We start from the raw sequence: 20803 nt of genomic DNA on the forward strand, positions 1-20803 counted from the left end.
CATATGGTGCGTGCTGCTGATCATTCCTCCGACTCGCTCGTTCGCCGTTCAGCTGCTTGGAATATGCGGCTTCTGCGGAGTTTGCATCGGCACGCTACGGCTTACATCGCTTTGGCCGGCAATACGGTTCCTTCGCGCCAAAAGCGTTGCAGCGATTGCTGTGGCATCCATCGCGGCGGTCGTGTTTTACGCTTGGTATTTCTCGCTGTACCATTATTACCCCACATGGGATCGAATCAATTATTGGTCCATGACTGTCCGTTTCAACGCGGAGACTTCCACATCCCTCGTACACACGATAAAAGACGTCTATTGGTCCATCAACAATTCAGATTACAACGACCTGCTCTGCTGGGTCGCAGCACTGCCTACGCGCCTTGCCCCACAATGGACGACGACCTTCTTCGTCCTTACGATATTGTTCCTGTTGCCGGCAAGCTTCATCATCACCACGTTTGTATACATGCATGCGGCGACATCCACGCAGTGTCAGACGATGGTCCTCGTCACCATCTATGCCGCCATCCTCTGTCTTCCCGCATTCGTCCGTCCCGTTCTCATCGGATATGATGACGTCGTCGTCCTATTGTTATTCGTCATCGTATTGGCCGGCGTGTTCGATTCCCACATTCTTCATTCGACGCCGCTCCGTATCGCGCTTGGCATCGGTTTGGCGGGAACGTTCCTGCTCCGCCGTTGGTTCATTTATGCCTGTCTGGGACTGACCGTCGCCGCAATCGTATATTGGGGATGCAAAATCGCGCTCACCACCGCGAACTGCCGACGTACCCTGTTCTCCGCGCTGATCCGCGCCATGCTGACCATAGGCGTCACAACGGTAGTTTGTCTGGTTCCGTTCCCCGGATTCCTTCGGAAATCACTGTTCGGCAACCAATCCGTCGCATATCAGGCATGGACGATATTCACCTCCTACCAGGCCAAATTCATCAATATTGGTCAGACCGTCGGATGGCTATGGCTGGCGATCGCTGTTGCGGGATTGGCGTTCACCGCATTCACAGGCTTCCGGCACCATGAATCGCATCTGCTCCAACTGACGTCGTTGCAAGGCGCCATGTTGGTTGGCGCCGCTGTCGGGGCTTTGCTGTTCTGGCAAATTCAGGATTTCAGCCCGCAGCATTGGTATATCGTCTGTGTGTTCATCATCGTCTCCTACTGTCTGCCGCTTGTCTCCTGGCTTAACGTCATCCAAGGAACCGTGGCCGGTCGCGTGGCGTCCGCTGGCGTTGTGCTGGTTTCCCTTATCGGGCTTTGCCATGGCATTGGAGCGTTCACGTTCCCGGAGCCTGTGGATCGAGCATTGTCGTACGTCACCGGCACAACCATCACCACTCCCACCAGGAGCAATGATCTTGCCGAGAAGCGGCAGTTGGTCTCCTATCTCCGGCAGCAGACCAAAGGCAAGCGACTGGTGTATTTCGCCGCCGCCAGCGACGATCTCAACTCAACGTTGCCGTTTTCGACATGCCTGCCGGAATGCATCGTGTCCCCGTTCCCCGTGGCCAATGCCGATGTCGATTCCTACAGCGGTTTCAACATGCAATTCTTCGACGCGCAATATGTCGTAGTCTCGCAACCCGTGTCATTGCATATGAATCCGAATAACGAGCAGCTTGTCACAACGTTGAATAAGACCGTACAGAACTCCAATAGCGTTGTGGGCAAGCACTACACCAAGATGAAGGCATTCACATTCGATCATGGGGTGACGGCAATCGTGTATGCCCGCACTTCCGAATATTCCCGTGCCGATATACAGCAGATAGCGAAAATCATCGGCAATCTGAATTCGCCTTCCCAATCGCTGTTCAGACAGCAATTCCGTGAGTATCTTGCGTCCAAGGAACACTAAGGCATCACCCTTGGGTCATAGATGCTTGGCTTTCTTCAATATCCATTCCGTAAGGAACGGAGCAAACCGTAGGCCAAAGAACTGCATGCGCCGTTTGGAGGACAGGAATAACCCGGCGGAAAGCGGCACGCGTCTCAACTGTCCGAAGATCTCGCCAAGCCTAGCATGGATTTTCCGATCCGACCAGTCCAGCCCGGATGCGAAATCGAGATCTTCGATGAACTTGCTGAAGGTCAAGGCCGCACATTGCCGGTAGTTTTTGCTTACGCAATACTCCAGCCTCCGCACCAAGGCCTCCAAACGGTCAAGATTCCTGATGCTGAAACCACTGTGCGTAATGCTACTGTCCGTGGATACATAGTGGTATAGCTCGTCCGGCAATACATTGATGCTCTTGCATCGGTCCACCACCTGGTGCAGCACATATTCGTCCTCATGGATGCAGCCGACCGGGAAGCGTAGCTGGTTCCAAATCGAAGCCGCATACAGTTTGTTCCAAGCGACCACCAGCCGCCAGTCCAGCAAGGCGCGGCGCAGATATTCCTCAGAAGACACAGCGATCCGTTCGTCCGTAATCGGTTCGTTTCCCTGCCACGCCTTTCCATTGGAATCCTCACAGATGATGGAGCACATGGACATGTCGGCATCGGAGACGCCGGCATACAGCCTGTTCACATAATCCGGTTCCACGTAATCGTCGCTGTCCACGAACGCGACGAAATCGCCACGCATGGCGTCCAAGCCGGCGTTCCTGGCATCGGACAAACCGCCATTGGGTTTGTGAATCACCCGGATACGATCATCCTGCCCGGCCCATGCGTCGCACAGCCGCGGGCAGTCATCCGGGGAACCATCGTCGACAAGAATTATTTCAAGATGCCGATAGGTTTGTCCTACTAAGCTGTGCATGCAACGGCCCAATGATCGTTCCACGCTATACACGGGAACAATAACACTGACCAACGGTTGTTCACTCACATTCCCACCTGCTCATTTCCACACACCTGCTTAATGGCCGCCAACTATCTAAGAAAAGCATAGGCTTTACCGACCAATCGACACGGGCGAATTCCGATATGGACTGGTCCGGCCCCCTTTATCGCCGATGAGGATGTCCTGACCTGCGGACGACTCGTCTCTTCCAAAAAAGAAACCGCTTTGGCATGGATGAATGGTATCATCCGTGCCGACAACATCAATGCCAAGCAGCAGAAGAAGAGGCTCGTCTCGTGCAAGAGATTTCTTATACACTAACGGACAAAGACAAAGGATAACATATCATGCAATCTTCTCGGCGCATCGCATGGGTGGACTATGCCAAAGGCATCGCCATTATCGGCGTCTTCATATTGCACAGCAACGCCCCTGAAGGCGTCATCCACGTGGTGGATGCATTCTGCATGCCTTTGTTCTTTCTGCTTTCCGGCTTTGTTTTTTCAATCCGCAGGTATTCCTCGTTCCGGTCTTTCCTGTGGAACAAGCTACGGACGCTGATTTTCCCGGGAATATTCTTCGCAGTCATACCGTTCGCCATAGAACGCGTCATCGGAATGTTTTCCGGCAGAGTATGGACGGCAAAGGCCTATGCTGAATGGGTTCTGGGCATTGTCATCAATCTTCGCGGGCATGAGGGTTTTGGAAGCATTCCATGGTTCCTTGCCTGCCTGTTCGTGGTCGAAATCGGCGGATATATCCTGTTGCGCTTGTCCAAACGCGTTTCCCTCCCCGAATGGGCATTCGTCGGAATAGGCGTCGCAAGCATGCTCATCGGTTACCTGTACAGCTCATTCATCCATATCGTCCTGCCATGGGGAGTAGATATCGCCCTGTCGATGTTCGGTTTCTTCGTTTTCGGATGTGTGTTGCGTAGTCATCGGGAAACGATGGAACATGTAATGCGTCCTTTCACCGCCGTCATCGCGGTGGTGCTACTGATGGCGGCAACCATATTGAACGCGTGGCAGCCGGTCAACGTGTACATGAACACGTACGGCAACATCGGCTGCTACCTAGTCGGGGCATTCGCCGGCATATGGGCTATACTCGCAATATGCATTGTCTTGGGACGTATCCCCGCTGACAGGTTCCTCTTTCCGGCAATCATCTATTGCGGACGCAATACTCTAGTGTTTTACTGCGTGAACGCACCCATCTATGGTAGCTTAATTCCGTCCATTTTGGGATGGGTCGGACTCGATACCGATGGTGGCTCTGTAACGAATCAACTGCTGTGCATGCTGGGAGCAATCGCCATCAATCTAATCATCTGTTCCGCCGTAGCGGAAATCATGAATCGTTGGATGCCCGAAGTGTTGGGCAAAACGCGCACTTGTCATTAATTCTTTCTTGCACTAAGCAATATGAAGTTTTCTCTTCACCATACCAATCAATAGAGAACGCTCCTTCCTCCCTAACAACAGGAACGTATCCAAGCATAACGTGACCAAAGCATACAGACAGCATGTCAAAATCAGTGAGACCCAATTATCTGCAATCAGACCGAATACACATCTAATTCCCCAGCAGACTGCGGCCGCTACCGAAGTGGAAGCAAAATAACGTATGTAAATTGGATAGAACTCGAATTTCCGGACATGCAAGCACTTGGACGCGTATATGGGCACGAATGTTACATTGGCCAGAAACTCAAACATAGGGGGAATCGCTGCCACAAGGAACACACCCCATCTCGGTAAAATCTCAATGGAAGTGATCAGCATAACCATAGATACTGCACTGTAAACGAGCCATCCAATGGAGTACTTTTTCAAACGGTTAACAATCAATGGCAGGTTCTGCAATGTCACGGCAACACCAGAGGCCAGTAATCCGAGCATAGTCATTGTGAGCAGCTCGTACAATAAAGTCGTATCCTGCCCATGTTGCCACAGACTCATGAAATCATTTCCCACAACCAGAAGAACCACAAAGATGATGTTCGTGAAAAAACCGGATACTTTCATACCAGACTTGATGTCATCAACCAATTCTTTGTACTTGCCCTGCGCATAATATTTCGTCTGTTCGGGATAGAATAGACTCGCCACAGTGATTGTCAGGCTGCTAATCTGGTTCGGAATAGTCTGCGCGACGGAAAGCATGCCCATGAGGTATGGGCTAACCATGAGGTTCGCCACCAACAATTGTAGACCGAACATCATGATCTGCTGTAGCCTAGTAACGACATTCCAAATTCCAGCCGCAAGCATCTCGCGGACACTCGTCCATGACACTGAATCCCAATGAAAAGATATATCAGGAAGCAACACATGTGTATAAACACGATTCATCGTCGTCAACACCGTAGATGCCAAGCACACGGCTAAACCCACATAGCAGACTTTCGGAGGCAGTATGCCGAAGAGTATAACCATAACTGCCACACGTACAAAGGAAAAGACCAGATTGGCGATGCTGTTCAGATAAAGTTTGTTCTTCACGAATGTAGCCACAGAGTATACCGTGGATATCGTCGTAATGACAAACTGCAGAAATATGAAAATGAACAGCATCTTCACATCGCCTACAAGGTGAGGGGAGATATTCACCAGTTTGTCAAGAAACACTACCACTGGAATCGCAATTATCGTAAGTATGAGAACCATGACGGTATTGGCGGCGAGAGTGGACGAATAATACCGGTTCGCCTTAGGCTCATCCCCTTCATGGTACGCAACCGTAATGAAACGCCCTGCCACCGAGGTAAGTGCAACAGTAAGAAGCTGCGCATAACCCACAAACGTATTGGCCAATCCAACGAATCCATATGCTTCCGCACCAATATTATGCACGATATATGGAGTGAGGAACAAACCGATGCCAATGGAAACCGCGAAATTCACCAAGCTCGCAGCCATGTTTACGAACAGTTGTTTTTTATCTCCCACAATTCTGCCTATTACTCATCAATCATCCGATTCTATTCAGCAATACTTTACACTTTTCGACTACTCGTCGACGCCAATATATCGCTTTCACTGTCCATTCCGGATTCACACAAAGCAATACAATATGCTTCCATATCTCATCAGGAATCGCATCACGAACGGCATCCGCCAAATCATGCAACCCAACTACTCGAGATACTACTGCGTTCCTATTCTCCGGATCTCGCCAATCCAATTGAGCACTGAGAGCCAAATCGTCCAGAATCATCTGAATTAACGGAACAATAAGCCAGCCCCCTTCACCATGTTCGACAAATGCATCCAGCCGTTGCAGCCACGCATCAATCCGGTCAAGGTAACGAACGTTATACCGTGCATGCATGATGCTTCCCTGATGCTGTACATAATGGTAAAGCTCATCGGCCATGACAACGACCCGATCGCATTGGTACATGATTTCGTGGAAGACGAACTCATCCTCATGAAGCCGCCCCTTCGGGAAACGCAGTCCTTCCCAAAGGGAGCGGTGATACAACTTACTCCATGCCGTCACGGCATTCGGATCAACGTAGGTCAGCCCCAAACACTGACGACCTGACATCACACGCTCCCGCGGGCGCGCCTTTCTGGATTTTCGCAGAGCATTGCCGCTCTCATCCTCACGAACCACATCGCATACGGATAATGTGGAAGAATGCCTGCTGAGCGCGTCAAACATCCCCTCAATAAACCTCGGATCAACATAATCATCGCTGTCAACAAATGCAATATACTCACCAAGACACACATCCAATCCGGCGTTCCTCGCATCCGACAACCCACCATTCACCTTATGGATAACCGAGATGCGGTCATCTTTGTCTGCCCAGGAATCACACTTCACCGATGACCCATCCGTCGAGCCATCATCCACAAGAAGAATTTCAATCCTCGAATAAGTTTGAGCAATGATGCTTTCCACACACCGATCAAGGAACCCCCCGACGTTATAGACAGGGACAATAACACTTATCAGGGGCTGATTCTGCCGCACTCCCAATATCACCTCGAATTATTCAACTCACTCCACGGAATTGCAGGCTTCATTTCATCAATCCAAGGACCCAGAAATTAACCAATCTTTCTCATGTTCATTGTAAAGCAACCGGTATGACTTATCAGCCATGATTATTGCGTAGTGCTCCACATCTCACCTAAAATATCTCCGACATGAAGTTCAGTACAATATCAAGTTAGACAAGGATGGACTGCGATTATCTCGGGAAAAACGTCCGCACCAACCTACCCTGACATAACCAAAGGAAAACATTATGAGTAAATGCACATTTATCATTCCTTACTATGGGCATTTTCCAAATTATTTTCAGTTGTTTTTAAATTCTTGCAAAAATAATCCGAATTTTGAGTGGCTAATTTTCACGGACGACCATACCAATTACGATTGGCCGGCGAACGTCCACGTTCATTACGAGACATTCGCCGACATGCAAGCACGTGTCCGTAATGCCTTCCCCTTCCACCCGGAACTGAGGGCTCCATATAAATTGTGCGATCTCAAACCAATGTACGGATATCTCTTCAGCGACTATCTGAAAAACACGGGTTTCTGGGGATACTGCGACTGCGATCTCATCTTCGGCGACCTTGATACGTACATCACCGACTCCATGCTTGAGAACCATGACAAAATATTCTTGATGGGACATTGCTCTTTGGTACGCAACACCGAAGAAATCACCACAAGATTCATGCAGCCATTGAACGGTAGACTTCTATACCAAGACGTGCTTCAATCAGATCGGATCTTCACCTTTGACGAAAGTTATCTGCCGACGAATGTCAACAGAATCTTCGAACAAAGCGGAGCCCGAATTTTCAAAGAGGACTATTCAGCGAACACCAGAGCCCGTTCCACGCACTTCCAACTGACCCGATATCAGGACGACCTACATTCCTATATGACCGAGGCACCAATGCGAGCCGTGTTTACTTGGGAACATGGGCATCTCTACCGATACAGCAAACCGCTGAACGCATTCACCCGTCAGGAACTCATGTATATACATCTTCAGCGCCGTCATATGACCGTCGCGGATCAGAGCCTCAACACAGCCGATTCCTTCAAAATCATCCCGGGCTCCTTCGAAAAGCTCGAAGTCGAAACCGTGACTGAAGAGAATTTCGAAACCATCCGTTGGAACAGTAAGAAAAACGACGCACGGCACCGCAGGGATATCTTCAAAGGCGATGTCAAATTCTGGTCGAAGCGAATCATCGGCAAGCTGAAGAAGTAAGAACAAACGAATGGGTATGCGAGGAATCAGCGCCTCGCATACCCGTTCAACACGTTCAGTTAGCTTCAAAACGACGAATCAGGTTCCCAGATATTTTTGAATCGATTTTTCTGGCGAACAGGCATCCAGACTCAAGAACCTTTTCATAATCACTCTCGTCCAGATACGCGGGCAAACTGCCATTGCGCCTGTGCCAATCAGAGTAGCGCAGATTATTTGGGGCAATATCGTCCTTAAAATGCGACACACCCAGAATCGTCTGGAAAACAAATTCTTCAGGTACCTGCAACCGGTACACGTCATGCATGAACTTTGGATTATTCTGAATATAATCAAGCACATATCGCATCGGTTTTTCCGGCATGGACATCCATACCAGCCCCTGCGCTATATCATGAATACCACCGATATTATCGTTCAATAGTCCAAACGTACGCTGCACCCAATTGTCCGCATTTCTTACGGCATGCACGATCTTGTTCCAGTAATTGAATCGCCATAGATGATTCTTGTATTGGAAAAATTTCTTCTGATGATTCTCCATATGAGACAGGTCACGATAATCCATATAGATTTTCGTATTTCCTGTAAAGAAATCCTTAATATATTGATTGCCATACACGGGATAATCCTGTCCCGAAATCAAATGCAGATAGCCGTCATCCGCCGTCCACTCGCATGCCTCGCGCACGAGATCAATCAAGGCCAGCAAATGCTTATAGCTTCCCCAAGTAATGTCATATACGGACACGGCATGGACTCCAGGCAATTCCTCCAACTGCTTCACATCACCCTCACCCAGCGCAGTCGACGACTTATCGATGTGAACGAACACGTTGAAATCGGCACGCAGCCGATTCACTAAGCGATAGAGATTATCTGGATCTTTGTATGCGGTCACGACAAATGAATGGCTTCTGGTTTCGGTAATCATATCGTACGCCCCCTCACTTGGATTTTTCCCCGAATGCCGATACCGAGGCAACATAAACAGTGGGAACATGCGCCATCATCCATATTTTCACTTTATGGGAGATGGCCAGCGTTCCATCCTTATAAACCTTCTTCGCGGCATAGGCCAGTTTTTCCCGCCAAACGGCAAGCACTTCCGCGCCCATATGCTTTGAAGCCAAGTCATAGACAATGTCGTATCTGCCTTGCATGGCGAAGAACGCGAGCGCATTTCGGTCAGCATATCCGCTTTCGGAAAGGTACTTGCAGCATTTGTCGGCAATGATGGCACGATCAAAACTATGTTCGTTCAAACTGGCGGTCGTAATGGAGTTCTTGCGGATCCGGTAACGGTACAGCGCCTTTGGATTGAAGTAGATTCCCTTCATCGTGCGGTACACGTGGGCGAGCACGTAATAGTCCTCATTGTTCAGACCTTCGGGGAACCGAATGCCATCCTCTCGGAAGAAGCGCGCGTCGAACAGCTTGTTCCATACCGCGCTGGCCATACGATCCCGATGGTAGAGGAAGGAACGCAACGCTTGGTCAGACGTGAAGACACGCGCCGGCAGATGCCCGTCGATATGTTCAGTGTCGCCATCTTCAAAGTTCTTCTCCGTGCCGCACATCACCACGTCAACTTCATGTTGTTCCTGCATCCACTGCCACATGGTACGCAGCATGTTTGGGTCGATCCAGTCGTCGCTGTCCACGAAAGCGATACAATCTCCCCTCGCCTGGTCAAGTCCGGCATTACGCGCGGAAGACAATCCTCCGTTCGCTTTATGAATGACGCTGATGCGATTATCTTTCGCCGCCCACATATCACATTTGCCCGGGCAAGCATCGCGGGAGCCATCATCGACGAGGATGATTTCCAAGTTGCGATAGCTTTGCTCGACAATGCTCTTGACACATTGATCAAGATACCGTTCCACGTTGTAGACGGGAACGATCACGCTGATCAGTAGCTCATCGGGAACCTCATTACTCATGCGTGCACCGTCACAATGCTTTCGGCGTCAAAACGCTTGGACATACAGGTTTCAACCTCCGGGAGGAAATGCCCGACCGCAATGTACATCACCAGGAATTCGCTATCCGGCAGATTCAGCAACTTGCGGGTGGCCTCATCTCGCTTCATCGGCAGCATGGTGTTCAAAGGGCATGCGGCAAGCTGCTGCTCCTCAAGCGCAAGCAGCAGAGACATTCCGAACAGTCCACCATCCGTATATCCCTCATTGCGCTCATCCTGATTCATGAAGGCCTGATTGTCTGCGGTGAGCAGAATAAGTGCCGGCGGCATCTTATATCCACGGAATCCGCCCTGCAGTGGCATCAGCTTGGCAATCAAATCGGCATTGGTAATGATGTGCACACGCGTGGGTTGACGATTGCATACCGATGGGGTGCGCATGGCGATGGCCACGGCTTGCTCGATGTCTTCGGCGCCGACCGGCTCGTCGCTGAATTCGCGTACGGAATGGCGTGCTTGGGACAGCTGGCTGTACGTAAGCTCCGCATTATGCGTTTTATCGGCGGCTTTGATGGTCAACACACCTCCGACATGCCCCTGCGCCTGGCCTATCTCATTCCACAGGTCATCCGAAAAGAGGCAGCGCATGTAAGCAAGATCATAACCATTGCGTTCATGACGCGTACGATATTCGTGCAGCGCGCAAATCGCGGATTGGAAGATCTCATTGTTCGCATATTGCGTGTCAACGTTGCACAGAGCCGCCAACAAAGGAGCGAATTGAGCAAGTACGCCTTTGCCGAATCCGAAACGAAAGTCCCGATGGCTCAATCCTTTTTCAATCTGATGGGTGAAAAAGATGATTCGGGTTTCCAGATGTGCTTTCCTCATGGATCCACGCTTGGCGTAGTTTCGTCTGAAACGCCTCATCTGGTGAATGGTTTCGCTGCGCAATTTCAAGGAGGATTGCACTCCGCGCACCCACGCAATCAGTGACTCGGGGACAATGCTTTTCAGCTTCTCTCTCATGTTTCCGGTCCTTCTAGTCCTTCAGTGCATCACGCAGGTATGCTCTGGAGCGTTCGACTTCACGTCCCAGTTTTTCATTGGTAGAACGATAATCAATGGTCGAATCATCCCAGGGCTCGCCTTCAATGAGCTGCCTGCTGCCCAATCCACACAGCTTGAGCAACGAGCTCATACGATCGTCCATGTTGACTTTGCCGTTGTGCTTGCCGCGTACCACATAGAACTGCTTCTCGAATTTGATGGAGAACGCCGTGCCGTGGAAGGATGCGGACAACACGTAGTCGGCGTTCTTGATCAAGCTGAGATAATGGTTTGGCGCAGCCACTTCAAGCAGATGGAAACCATATTTCTTCAGTCCATAGGACTTATTGCCAGTGAACATCACATATACCGGCAGCCCCTTGCTCTGTGCAAACGCCTGGACCGCCTTGGCCGCGGAATCATTGAGTTCGATGGAGTCAATGGCGTAGTAGAAGATGTACGGCTCATGCACCAAAGGTGCGTCGGTGATGGGATCATACGCATTGGCATCAATCAGCAACGTCGGATCGAGTACCTGTTCCACATGCTGCGGCACCAACGGCTGCAGATATTCCTGCGCGGTCAGCTCACGCACCGCGATGGACTGGTAGCCGGACAACAGTTTGGCATAATGCTCGGCAAGAGCCTTGTCTTCCTTTTTGTCGAGGATATGGCCGCCCATGCTAGAAGCGTAGGAAATCTTACGTCCTTGATGCACGAAGCTCAACAGGTAGGCGTCGGAGTAATCCCAGGCGTCCGTGTTCCAGATTTGATCACTGCCTGACACGAAAACATCGTACTTGCCATTGAGTTCCTCCAACTGTTCGACGGTCTCATAGAACTTCGGAGTAAGGCCCAACGCCTTATGCTGCAAATTCACAAAGTCATCGTGACGTTGCTGAATCAGCTTGTGGTGGAAGAAGGCATACGCGTTCTTGGCAATGTCCTTCGGACCGGACACCTTCTTATACACGTCATACAGATACTGCTGGCGCGGCGTGGAAAAATCGATGACGTCGCATTCATGGCCGAGCTGCTCAATGGCTTTCTGCGTGGCAAACGCCTGCAAGAACGAACCATTGTTATGGGCTGCATGGTAGGTAATCAGTGCAATCTTCATCGCGCATCTCCCTTCACAGCGCTTTTGTTGTCGTATAACTTGCGTTGCCAAAACAAAAATGGGCAGATTCTTGTTCCTAGGTAGTTGACCCGATCCTTAACAGATAGGTATCGCATGGTACTCCAGGGAAGCGTGCGGAACAATCGAAACAGTACTTCCAATCTCTTATGCACTTGTTCATCCGACCAGTCCAACTGCCGTGCCCGATATATCGAATCCTTAAGCTGACTAAAGAACCCTGGAACCAAATCAACAGCGCCTTCGTCTAACAGAAAATGCACTTTGCCTATTAATGCCTCGATAATATCAAGAGAACGCAAAGTATACTTGGAATGCACAATACTGCCATCACGTTCAATGTAATGGTACAGACGTTCCGGCAGCAGCACCGCGGCACGGGCACGGCCAAAAATCCTGTACGTTACAAACTCATCCTCATGTATTTTTCCCAGAGGATATCGAATGCCGTCCCATAGCGAGCGGCGGTAGAGCTTATTCCACGCCACTACGTTATCCATGCCGTTCTCGTCTCCACGCTGCCTCATGCAATCCAAACCCGAACATGTTCGTCGAATATCCGTAACCGGGGCATATTCTTCACGCCGAACCGGAGCCGTCTGGGCAACGGCATGGCCATCAATATCTTCATGAAACACCGAGCACATGGCAAGATCGACTTGAACGTCCCCCATAGCATCAGCCATGATGGCGATATAACCCGGCTCCACATAATCATCACCATCCACGAAAGCGATGAACTCACCGACGGCCACATCCAATCCGGCATTCCGAGCTGAAGAGAGGCCTCCATTGGGTTTGTGAATCACACGAACGCGAGAATCCCTTTCGACCCATGCATCACACATCACCGGACACTGATCCTTACCACCGTCATCCACCAGAATGATTTCCAGATTGCGATACGTCTGATTCACCACACTACGAACGCAACGATCAAGATACGGCTCCACCCCATATATAGGAATGATCACACTCACCAAATCCGACACGTGTCGCTCACCTCCAATACAGTTTCCACAAGAACGGCATATTTACAACGAACGCGACTTTGGTACGTCGGTCTACAGCCACGCGTCTGATTTCCCGCAAGTACACACCTCGATACGGTGACGAAGCCGCACAACGGACAAAGCGCAATAGCTCCGTTTCGTCAACGCTCCCTGCTGCTTTGCCGGCATCATAGACCGCCCATAACGTGTCGTTTGCCATACGCAGATATAGACCACGTCTATTCGCATCACTGATCGGCATGTCCCGATAAAACGCCAAATGCTTGCCATGGGAATATTCCAAATCGTGTGTCTTTCCCGAACGAAATCCACGAACCAAACTGTCCGCATGCTGTAGATACAGATACGAACATTGCGGAGAGAAAACCACACGAATACCACGAGCGAGAAGTTCCAAAACAAATACCGTATCCTCGCCAAACGCAGCATCACGAGCAAATCGTAAGTCTCCGATGGTCGCACGCCGATACAGTTTTCCCCAGCATTGATAGAGCAACTCATCATTATCAAAAGCGCATAACCGATTCGCCACATCTTTTTCATGGCGTTGGCGAGTGTCGATTACTTCTTCCTGACGCACAGTCCTGCTCCCCTGGCTGACAGTGCCGCCATCGGCAAGCTCTTCGACAACGTCGTATCCGCACACCACCATATCCGCAGAATGCTCGTGCGCACATCTCAAAGCCCCCATGACCGCATCTACACGCAACTGATCATCGCTATCGACGAACAATACATACTCGCCGGTAGCAGTGTCCAAACCAGCGTTACGTGCTTCGGACACTCCTTTACAGGTTTGATGAATCACACGAATACGCTGATCACGCTCCGCGGCCGCATCACAGAGTTCCGACGATCCGTCCGTAGACCCATCATCAACCAGTATGATGTCAAGCTTCGGGTAGATCTGCGAGCGCAAGCTATCCACACAAGCATCGAGGTAATTCTTCGCGTTCCGCACCGGCACGATAATGCTTACTGAGGGTAAGGGAGATATCTCAATATTTCCAGTCATGATCTACCTCCTTTTCTTATGTAGAATTCCTGTAGTCGGGCGGCTACATCAGACATTTCGTATCCTGCGGACCGCACCTCGGCAGTTCGATTCTTCCGTTCAGGCGCATTCCTGAGCATGTCGTTAAGTCGCTCCGCCCAAATCTCTGGTCCGTTTTCCAATCGTTCGAAATGCATAAGATCACACACCCGAACCGCTTCCGGCACTACACCGGCGGAACCAAGGCAAGGCAAACCGGCGCATTGCGCTTCGATATACACGATGCCCAGTCCTTCGGCCACCGACGGAAGCACGAAAGCATCCATGGCCTGGTAGAGTTCTGCGACGTCGGCACGCTGCCCAAGCAAATGCACACAGTCTTCCAAATTCATCTCGACGACGCTACGTTCGATCTCCTCCCGCAATAAACCATCGCCCACTAGAATCAACACAGATTCCGGATGAATGACATGGTAGCGCTCGAACATACGCATCAGGAACATCGGGTTCTTCTGCGGTCGCAATCCACCGCAGAATCCGATGACTGAAGTGTGTTCGGCGATTCCCAACTCACTGCGGAGCCTTTTCCTGACTGCGATGTTATAGGCGAATCGCGCGCTGTCTATGCCATTGCGAATCCAGGTGTAGGGCTTATCAGGAAACATAAAATTCGCCGCCAAATCCGAACAAGCGAAATAATGGGTGGGGTATCGGTCAATATCTTTGGCAATGGCCCTGCCTCGCATGTCCCACAGCAACGCCCGTAGCGGGTTTTCATGATGCTGGTATTCCTCAATGTTATGGGAATGCAGAACGCGTAATCCGATACCTGCGCGCTGCGCATACTTCAATGGCAACGCATAGGGAAAGTTCGCATGCATGTGGACCCCCACGATTTCCGGATGCTGTCGGAAGAACTTCGGCAGACACGTACGTGAACGGATCAGGGAATCTCGCTGTGGAACGAGTTCCCGATATATGGTTCCCCCCATGTCTCGAATCTCATCTTCGAAATGCAGTGGACCGTCATGATGGTCCTGCAGAAAATCGAACTGCACCTTGGTCCGATCCATATGACGGTACACGTTCATGATGAAGGTCTCGATTCCACCCAGACTGGTGGTCATTCCCCATTGGAGGATATGAATAGGCTGTGATTCCATGTTTCATCCCCTCTTCGCACCATCGATCAGCGACAGCAAATGCCGCACCTGATCGTCATAATCAAACCGCTCACCGCGAAGATTGGAGCTTAAAGCATCGCGCAAAGCCTTATCGTCAAGCAGACGGCCAATACCCTCAGCCAATGCGGTCTCATCGGGATGAACCAGGATTCCATCGTGCCCGTCGGTGATCTGTTCATGAGAGCTTGGTATGTCGGATGCGATAACCGGCTTGGCCAGAATCCTCGCTTCCTGCAGCGCAAGGCTGTACCCCTCATATCGCGACGGCTGCACGTAGATGTCGGCCGCGCCGATGTATGGGTATGGATTATCGACACGTCCCTTCAGCATGAAGTATTGCTCAAGTCCGTAGTCACGAATCATCGTTTCCAGTTCGGCCCGCTGGTCTCCTTCACCAAGCACAAGCCAGAGGAAACCCATTCCTCGTTGGCGCAACCGAGCTGCGGCTTTCACCGCTATGTCAAATACCCTTTTGGGGGAGTAACCTTCCCAGTGTGACGATTTTGTTCGCATGTTGGGTGAAATCGTCAAGTAGTGGCTGAGACGCTTTGCGCCTGATATCATCCACGTCCAGCACGTTATACAGCACTTCGGCCTTGGCTGCGTACGCGGGAGCCAGTTCATCGAATCTACGTTTCACCGATGCCGAAACGCAGAACACCTTGTCATATCCGCTCAGGTACGGCATGGCCAATGGCAACCATTCCATACGCTCGTCATGCATCCATGTTGCACGGAAGTCGGCATCCAAGCGGGTTCCGATAGTGGTGGTCAGTGATCCGTAGCCTCGAAAATCGAGCACGGCATCGAAATGTTCCTTCGGTAAATCGACGACATGGGAGATTGCGTAGTCATATACCAGATTGCGCTTTCCGTTGCTGCAGAGAGTCAGAAGCTTGCGTCCGAATCGATACAGAACGCGTTGCATCGCACTGCAGTCGGAGAAATCGTTAAGACCGATGGCATAAGCGAAATTCGAGGTGAAACTGCAGTGTCGAACTGTAACCTGGTCAGGGATCATCTTCAGCAGGGGACCTTTGCGTTCAGCCGTCAACAATGTTACGGAGGCTCGACCGTAATCCAACGCACGCAACAGACGGACCAGAGCGATTTCCATGCCGCCGTCGCCGAGACCGCACAAAACAACAATGCGTGTACGAGATGCATCAAGCATAATGTTTCCCCTTCTCATGATTCCAGATAGGGTAAAACAATGAAGGGCAAAAGACTCCGCCAAGAATACGCATCCAATAACGAGACGGCCGCAGTCGCTTCAACGCGTGCCACCAGTATTTGCGCAGAATCGCCAGATATTCGTCACGATGCGTCGCATCGTCATTAGCGTAAGTACGTAACAGAAGTTCCTCCGCCAGAATGGCATATGACGCCAGTACCGAAGACTTCGACTCCCTTGGAACAATAGACACCATGCGTTTGTGCGCTTCCAAACATGTTGCCACTGATTCCAGATCCAACTTATGAGAAGCGGAATTGGGATTATTCCGGTAATTGTACAAACAACGGTCGGTGCCCACCGTCACCGTTGACAACAACGCGTACTCCACGCTGAACAGCAGATCCTCACACATGGTGATTTTCGAATCAAACCGAAGATTTTGCCGCTCTATCAGCTCACGTGAGAAAAATTTGTTCCACGCATACCCCTTCACTCCGGAGTATGCGAGAATGACGTCCAATGCGTCTTTTCGTGAGAGCACACCGGAAGAGATTCGATAGTCAGACGTTTTTTCACAAACGGTGTAGGGGGTATCTTCGTCCAGTACGCTCCGATAATTGAAAATAGCCATCTGCGCATGCTCACTTTGAACCAACCCGAGCAATCCTTCGATGGCCTCTCTTTCGAGCCAGTCATCCGAATCCACAAATTCCAGCCAGTCTCCTTCTGCCGCATCAAGACCGGCATTCCTCGCCGTGGAAACACCACCATTGGCTTGGTGAATCACCATGACGCGGGAGTCCTTGTCGGCCCACGCATCGCATAAGTCGGCACTACCGTCGGTGGAACCATCATCTACCAGAATTACTTGAATGTTGGCATATGTCTGCCGTAACAGGCTGTTGACGCAGACATTCAGATAGTTACCAGTGTTATATACAGGCACGATAATGCTGACCAAAGGAGTGCCCGTATTCATGAACGATCTCCAACCACTCGCTGCAGCATATGGTACGCCCTAGGAGCCAAGGACAACAGCGTAAGTCTAACTTTTCTTGAGACTGGGACTGTTCCGTCGTGCAATGTCGGCCAGAGGTAACGTCTCATGTCACGCGCAATCCGCCGATATATCTCATGCGGGGTATCACTCTGAAAGATGTTGAACAGTACATCGGCACGACTCTGCAAGCGAAAGTAATTCAGAGCACTCTGGTTATGGTAGCCATGCCGGGCTAGGTAGTCACAGCATAGATCGGCAATCTGGATTTCATCACATGAATGGTCATTAAACGAGTTCATATGCACGATGGAGCCTTGCCGGATGCGGTAATGATACAGCGGTTCCATCCGCACGAAGATCTTATTCATCTGCAAGAAAACTTGCGCAAGCACATAATAGTCCTCACTATTCAATCCTTCATGGAAGCGAACACCATGCTCACTTTTGAAAAAACGAGCATCGAACATTTTGCCCCATACCGGCCCGGCCAACGACAGATGATATAGGAACTGAATCATGGCCTCTTCACTGGTCATGATTCCTTCGGGTGTGCATCTTGCATCGGTGACTATACTGCCATCCTCTAAATCGTGCATGCATGAGCACATCACTATATCCGCGCCGCTTTGCTCGTGCCAATGCAGCAGTTCGGATACATAGTTCGACTCCACATAGTCATCGCTATCCACGAATGTGACCATGTCGCCAGCGATGACGTCCAGTCCGGCATTCCTTGCCGATGCCAGACCACCGTTCTTTTTATGTACCACACGAATGCGGGAATCACGCGCCGCCCACTCGTCACACATCTGGGGACAGTCATCCGGTGAGCCATCGTCCACTAAAACAATGTCCAATCGTTCGTGATCCTGTCCCACAACACTTCGTATGCAACGGTCAAGATAGGATTCCACTCCGTACACGGGAATTACCACAGATACCACTGTCTGGCTCGTCATCAGTCAGCCCTCGTTCCACTCGAATCAAATGAACGCAACAGCCATCGCCAGCCATCAAAAATCGTCGCCATATCATATCGTTCGGCATTACTGCCGCTCATAGATGAATATTCGACACGCTTGGCCCTGTCATCAATCAGTGTGTTGATGGTTGCAGCCATGGTGTCAATGTCCCCCAACGGCACGACCGCACCGTTGACTCCATCTTCAATGACTTCCGATGGGCCTGTTGGACAATCGAAACTTATCAGCGGCAGACGATGCGCCTTGGCCTCAAGCAGTACCATCGGCAATCCTTCAAAACGGGATGTCATCACGAACATGGCAGACCGTCGGTAATATGAGTCCATGTCGTCAACCCGTCCCTCAAGAACCAGCTGGTTATCCAAGCTCGCATCGTGAATCATTTGCTCTAGGACGGGCCTATCCTCGCCTTCTCCGAGAACCATCCACTGCCAATCTGGATGATTCGGCAAAACCTTGCTCGCAACCTTGACCAGCAAATCGAAGCCTTTCTGGTAGGTCAGCCGTCCGGAGCTGAGGATCAGGCGGGAGTCAGCATCATAGGAAACCTCGGTAGGGGTTCCCATAGGATTCGCAATCGCCATGATCGGACATTTCAGCTTGAGGTTGCCTTCATAAAGCTTTCTGTCGGTTTCGGTCAATGTCACGATGGCATCCGCACGTCGTGCCGCCCAACGGCGGGTCAGCTTACGGTAAGGCACTCCGGGATTCTGTAGGTAATTGAAGTGTTCCCATGACACCACCTTCACGCCGGTACTATGCTTGACCGGTAATGAGTACATATCCAAGATACCGTCAATGTCAATCAACACATCGATATGCTGGTTATCAACAATGTTCCGCAATCGTCTGCAGGTATCGAAATAGTGTTGCATGCCATGCGTGACTGTCGGATACAGCTCAAATCGACGGATACTCGGATCAATCGAGAAAAACGGACTATCGTGCTCCTCGAACAAGCTAACGAACGAAATCTCGTAATCGGTCCGTGCCAAAAGCTCGTTGGCAATCATGATGGACACGTTTTCCGTGCCACCTGATCGGGTGATGTCGCCGGAGAAAAACCCAATATGCATCAGGCCTCCATCTTTCCAGCCACATTCGCATGTCTGCCAATGCGTCCCTTAATCTTACTGATGTCCTGTCTCCATTGGGACAAGCGCTGATTCTGGGAAAATACCAGCAATTGCAACACTGGGAAGGTAGCCGCCTCATGACGAACCCACGAGCCAAAATCCGGTTCGAATAACACGGACGCAAGCACATAGCCTAGGAAAATCGAAATGGCCAGAAATTGCGTCTCATCTTCAATCTCGTCAAGTTTGCCGAACAGATGCACCAGATATACGGTCACAGCGACCTGGAAACAGAAGAACGGTATATATTGTATGCCTTTTACTGCCAGTTCAAATGGAATCATCATGCGAATCGCATTAATCAGATAATTCAGCAGGAACAATGGCAGATTCGAGGAATTGTCTCCACCAACCCAGTTCTTGATGATGGTGACGCTGTCGACGTCATCTTCTCGACCGTTCAGGCTGTAGTCGCGGATGCCCATGATCTGCTCATACTCGTCGTGCATGGCCACACTAGTCACCACCATCATCACGCACACCAGCGCATACATCGTCACCGTCGTGATGATGATCTTGACCGCAGGAGGAAACTTATGATTCTTGCGGAACATCGTCAAAATGCAGTAAATGGCAAGCACAAGCGCGGCAATCAGCACATAGTAGGAACGGAATACCTTGCTCTCGAAATACAGGATTACCGTTGCAAAAGCAATCTTCATGGTAGAACTTTCAATCGGCATCAGTAACACCAGATAGACCGCCATGAAGAACAGGAATTGAATAACATCCTTACCGATGCTGAACACGTAAATATTCAATAGGCCGATGCAGGCCAGCAAAAAGATGGCTTGCACCATGTCGGGTTCGGGAAGCCTGAGCACCATGAAAAACACGATTACGGTCAGCAACATTCCTAGGAACCAACTCCACTGGCTGATGGAGGTGAAACCAAAGATGTTGATGGCCTTGAAGAAGTTCGCCGCGACAATATAGCTACCGGACCAAGCCTTTACTCTCATATCTTCATTGACCATGCCGACGATGCGGTTATTATCGTAGAAGTATTTTGCCGGAAGCATCATGGTCAGCAGCTTGGCTGCCAGCATCACAACGAAAGTGAGAACCAGAACAGCATTCTTGTTACGGCTCTCCCACCAGCTGCCTTTGTTCCCAAGTCCAAGCTCATTGCTCATGAATCGTAATC

At 50.5% G+C, this 20803-nt stretch carries 20 protein-coding genes; 4 read left to right on the plus strand and 16 right to left on the minus strand.

The window, feature by feature from the left end:
• Positions 1–160 precede the first annotated feature (160 nt).
• Positions 161–1873, plus strand: coding sequence for a hypothetical protein (locus BBDE_RS08805; protein ID WP_230454345.1), 1713 nt, complete (start codon positions 161–163; stop codon positions 1871–1873).
• Positions 1874–1888: 15 nt separating this feature from the next.
• Here BBDE_RS08805 and BBDE_RS08810 read toward each other — a convergent pair whose 3' ends face one another.
• Positions 1889–2782: a glycosyltransferase family 2 protein gene (locus BBDE_RS08810; RefSeq protein ID WP_003838921.1), complete on the minus strand. Its 894-nt coding sequence runs from the start codon at positions 2780–2782 to the stop codon at positions 1889–1891.
• Between the two features lie 371 nt (positions 2783–3153).
• Here BBDE_RS08810 and BBDE_RS08815 point away from each other — a divergent pair, with 371 nt between their 5' ends.
• Entirely contained in the window at positions 3154–4212 is a 1059-nt protein-coding gene (locus BBDE_RS08815; protein WP_003838920.1) for an acyltransferase family protein, read from the plus strand.
• Between the two features lie 12 nt (positions 4213–4224).
• Here the strand turns inward: BBDE_RS08815 and BBDE_RS08820 are convergent, their stop codons facing one another.
• Together BBDE_RS08820 and BBDE_RS08825 are read right to left on the minus strand one after the other, a co-directional pair.
• Positions 4225–5760 carry a lipopolysaccharide biosynthesis protein gene (locus tag BBDE_RS08820; RefSeq protein ID WP_012902473.1) on the minus strand — a complete coding sequence of 512 codons (1536 nt, stop codon included), beginning with the start codon at positions 5758–5760 and terminating at the stop codon, positions 4225–4227.
• Positions 5761–5782: 22 nt separating this feature from the next.
• Positions 5783–6721, minus strand: a complete 939-nt coding sequence (locus BBDE_RS08825; protein ID WP_230454344.1) for a glycosyltransferase family 2 protein — start codon at positions 6719–6721, stop codon at positions 5783–5785.
• A 349-nt stretch (positions 6722–7070) separates the two neighbouring features.
• On the opposite strand from BBDE_RS08825, the gene BBDE_RS08830 reads away from it, so the two are divergent.
• Entirely contained in the window at positions 7071–8054 is a 984-nt protein-coding gene (locus BBDE_RS08830) for a DUF6625 family protein (RefSeq protein WP_003838917.1), read from the plus strand.
• Between the two features lie 55 nt (positions 8055–8109).
• On the opposite strand, the gene BBDE_RS08835 is transcribed toward BBDE_RS08830, so the two are convergent.
• Genes BBDE_RS08835 through BBDE_RS11605 form a run of 3 tightly spaced genes read right to left on the minus strand, consistent with a single transcriptional unit; the run spans position 8110 to position 10560 of the window.
• Positions 8110–8988: a beta-1,6-N-acetylglucosaminyltransferase gene (locus BBDE_RS08835; RefSeq protein WP_003838916.1), complete on the minus strand. Its 879-nt coding sequence runs from the start codon at positions 8986–8988 to the stop codon at positions 8110–8112.
• Positions 8989–9001: 13 nt separating this feature from the next.
• A complete protein-coding gene (locus BBDE_RS08840) occupies positions 9002–9964 on the minus strand; it encodes a glycosyltransferase family 2 protein (protein ID WP_230454343.1) in 963 nt (320 codons plus the stop codon).
• Positions 9965–9996: 32 nt separating this feature from the next.
• The gene (locus tag BBDE_RS11605; protein ID WP_228369704.1) at positions 9997–10560 is read right to left on the minus strand and encodes a nitroreductase family protein; all 564 of its coding nucleotides are present in this window, start codon (positions 10558–10560) and stop codon (positions 9997–9999) included.
• On the opposite strand from BBDE_RS11605, the gene BBDE_RS11610 reads away from it, so the two are divergent.
• Entirely contained in the window at positions 10531–10977 is a 447-nt protein-coding gene (locus tag BBDE_RS11610; RefSeq protein WP_228369705.1) for a hypothetical protein, read from the plus strand. The genes BBDE_RS11605 and BBDE_RS11610 overlap by 30 nt on opposite strands.
• Positions 10978–11023: 46 nt before the next feature.
• Here the strand turns inward: BBDE_RS11610 and BBDE_RS08850 are convergent, their stop codons facing one another.
• The 10 genes from BBDE_RS08850 to BBDE_RS08895 are packed head-to-tail and all read right to left on the minus strand — an operon-like array spanning position 11024 to position 20792.
• Positions 11024–12151, minus strand: coding sequence for a polysaccharide pyruvyl transferase family protein (locus BBDE_RS08850; protein ID WP_003838913.1), 1128 nt, complete (start codon positions 12149–12151; stop codon positions 11024–11026).
• Positions 12148–13161 (minus strand): glycosyltransferase family 2 protein, encoded by a 1014-nt coding sequence (locus BBDE_RS08855; protein WP_003838912.1) that lies wholly within the window; start codon positions 13159–13161, stop codon positions 12148–12150. Before BBDE_RS08855 ends, BBDE_RS08850 begins: the two co-directional genes overlap by 4 nt.
• Positions 13162–13168: 7 nt before the next feature.
• Positions 13169–14197 carry a glycosyltransferase family 2 protein gene (locus BBDE_RS08860; protein WP_003838910.1) on the minus strand — a complete coding sequence of 343 codons (1029 nt, stop codon included), beginning with the start codon at positions 14195–14197 and terminating at the stop codon, positions 13169–13171.
• Positions 14194–15339 carry a glycosyltransferase gene (locus BBDE_RS08865; RefSeq protein WP_003838908.1) on the minus strand — a complete coding sequence of 382 codons (1146 nt, stop codon included), beginning with the start codon at positions 15337–15339 and terminating at the stop codon, positions 14194–14196. Before BBDE_RS08865 ends, BBDE_RS08860 begins: the two co-directional genes overlap by 4 nt.
• A gap of 3 nt (positions 15340–15342) precedes the next feature.
• Positions 15343–15780, minus strand: coding sequence for a glycosyltransferase (locus BBDE_RS08870; protein WP_003838906.1), 438 nt, complete (start codon positions 15778–15780; stop codon positions 15343–15345).
• Between the two features lie 40 nt (positions 15781–15820).
• The gene (locus BBDE_RS08875) at positions 15821–16534 is read right to left on the minus strand and encodes a glycosyltransferase family protein (RefSeq protein ID WP_003838905.1); all 714 of its coding nucleotides are present in this window, start codon (positions 16532–16534) and stop codon (positions 15821–15823) included.
• A complete protein-coding gene (locus BBDE_RS08880; protein WP_003838904.1) occupies positions 16527–17516 on the minus strand; it encodes a glycosyltransferase in 990 nt (329 codons plus the stop codon). The genes BBDE_RS08875 and BBDE_RS08880 overlap by 8 nt, the downstream gene beginning before the upstream one ends.
• Positions 17513–18496 carry a glycosyltransferase family 2 protein gene (locus tag BBDE_RS08885; protein ID WP_003838902.1) on the minus strand — a complete coding sequence of 328 codons (984 nt, stop codon included), beginning with the start codon at positions 18494–18496 and terminating at the stop codon, positions 17513–17515. Before BBDE_RS08885 ends, BBDE_RS08880 begins: the two co-directional genes overlap by 4 nt.
• Complete coding sequence (locus BBDE_RS08890) at positions 18496–19596, minus strand: glycosyltransferase family 4 protein (RefSeq protein ID WP_012902474.1); 1101 nt, start codon at positions 19594–19596, stop codon at positions 18496–18498. The genes BBDE_RS08885 and BBDE_RS08890 overlap by 1 nt, the downstream gene beginning before the upstream one ends.
• Positions 19596–20792: a hypothetical protein gene (locus BBDE_RS08895; protein WP_003838899.1), complete on the minus strand. Its 1197-nt coding sequence runs from the start codon at positions 20790–20792 to the stop codon at positions 19596–19598. The genes BBDE_RS08890 and BBDE_RS08895 overlap by 1 nt, the downstream gene beginning before the upstream one ends.
• Positions 20793–20803 lie beyond the last annotated feature (11 nt).

The organism is Bifidobacterium dentium JCM 1195 = DSM 20436 (genome assembly GCF_001042595.1).
In the GTDB taxonomy this organism is placed as follows: domain Bacteria; phylum Actinomycetota; class Actinomycetes; order Actinomycetales; family Bifidobacteriaceae; genus Bifidobacterium; species Bifidobacterium dentium.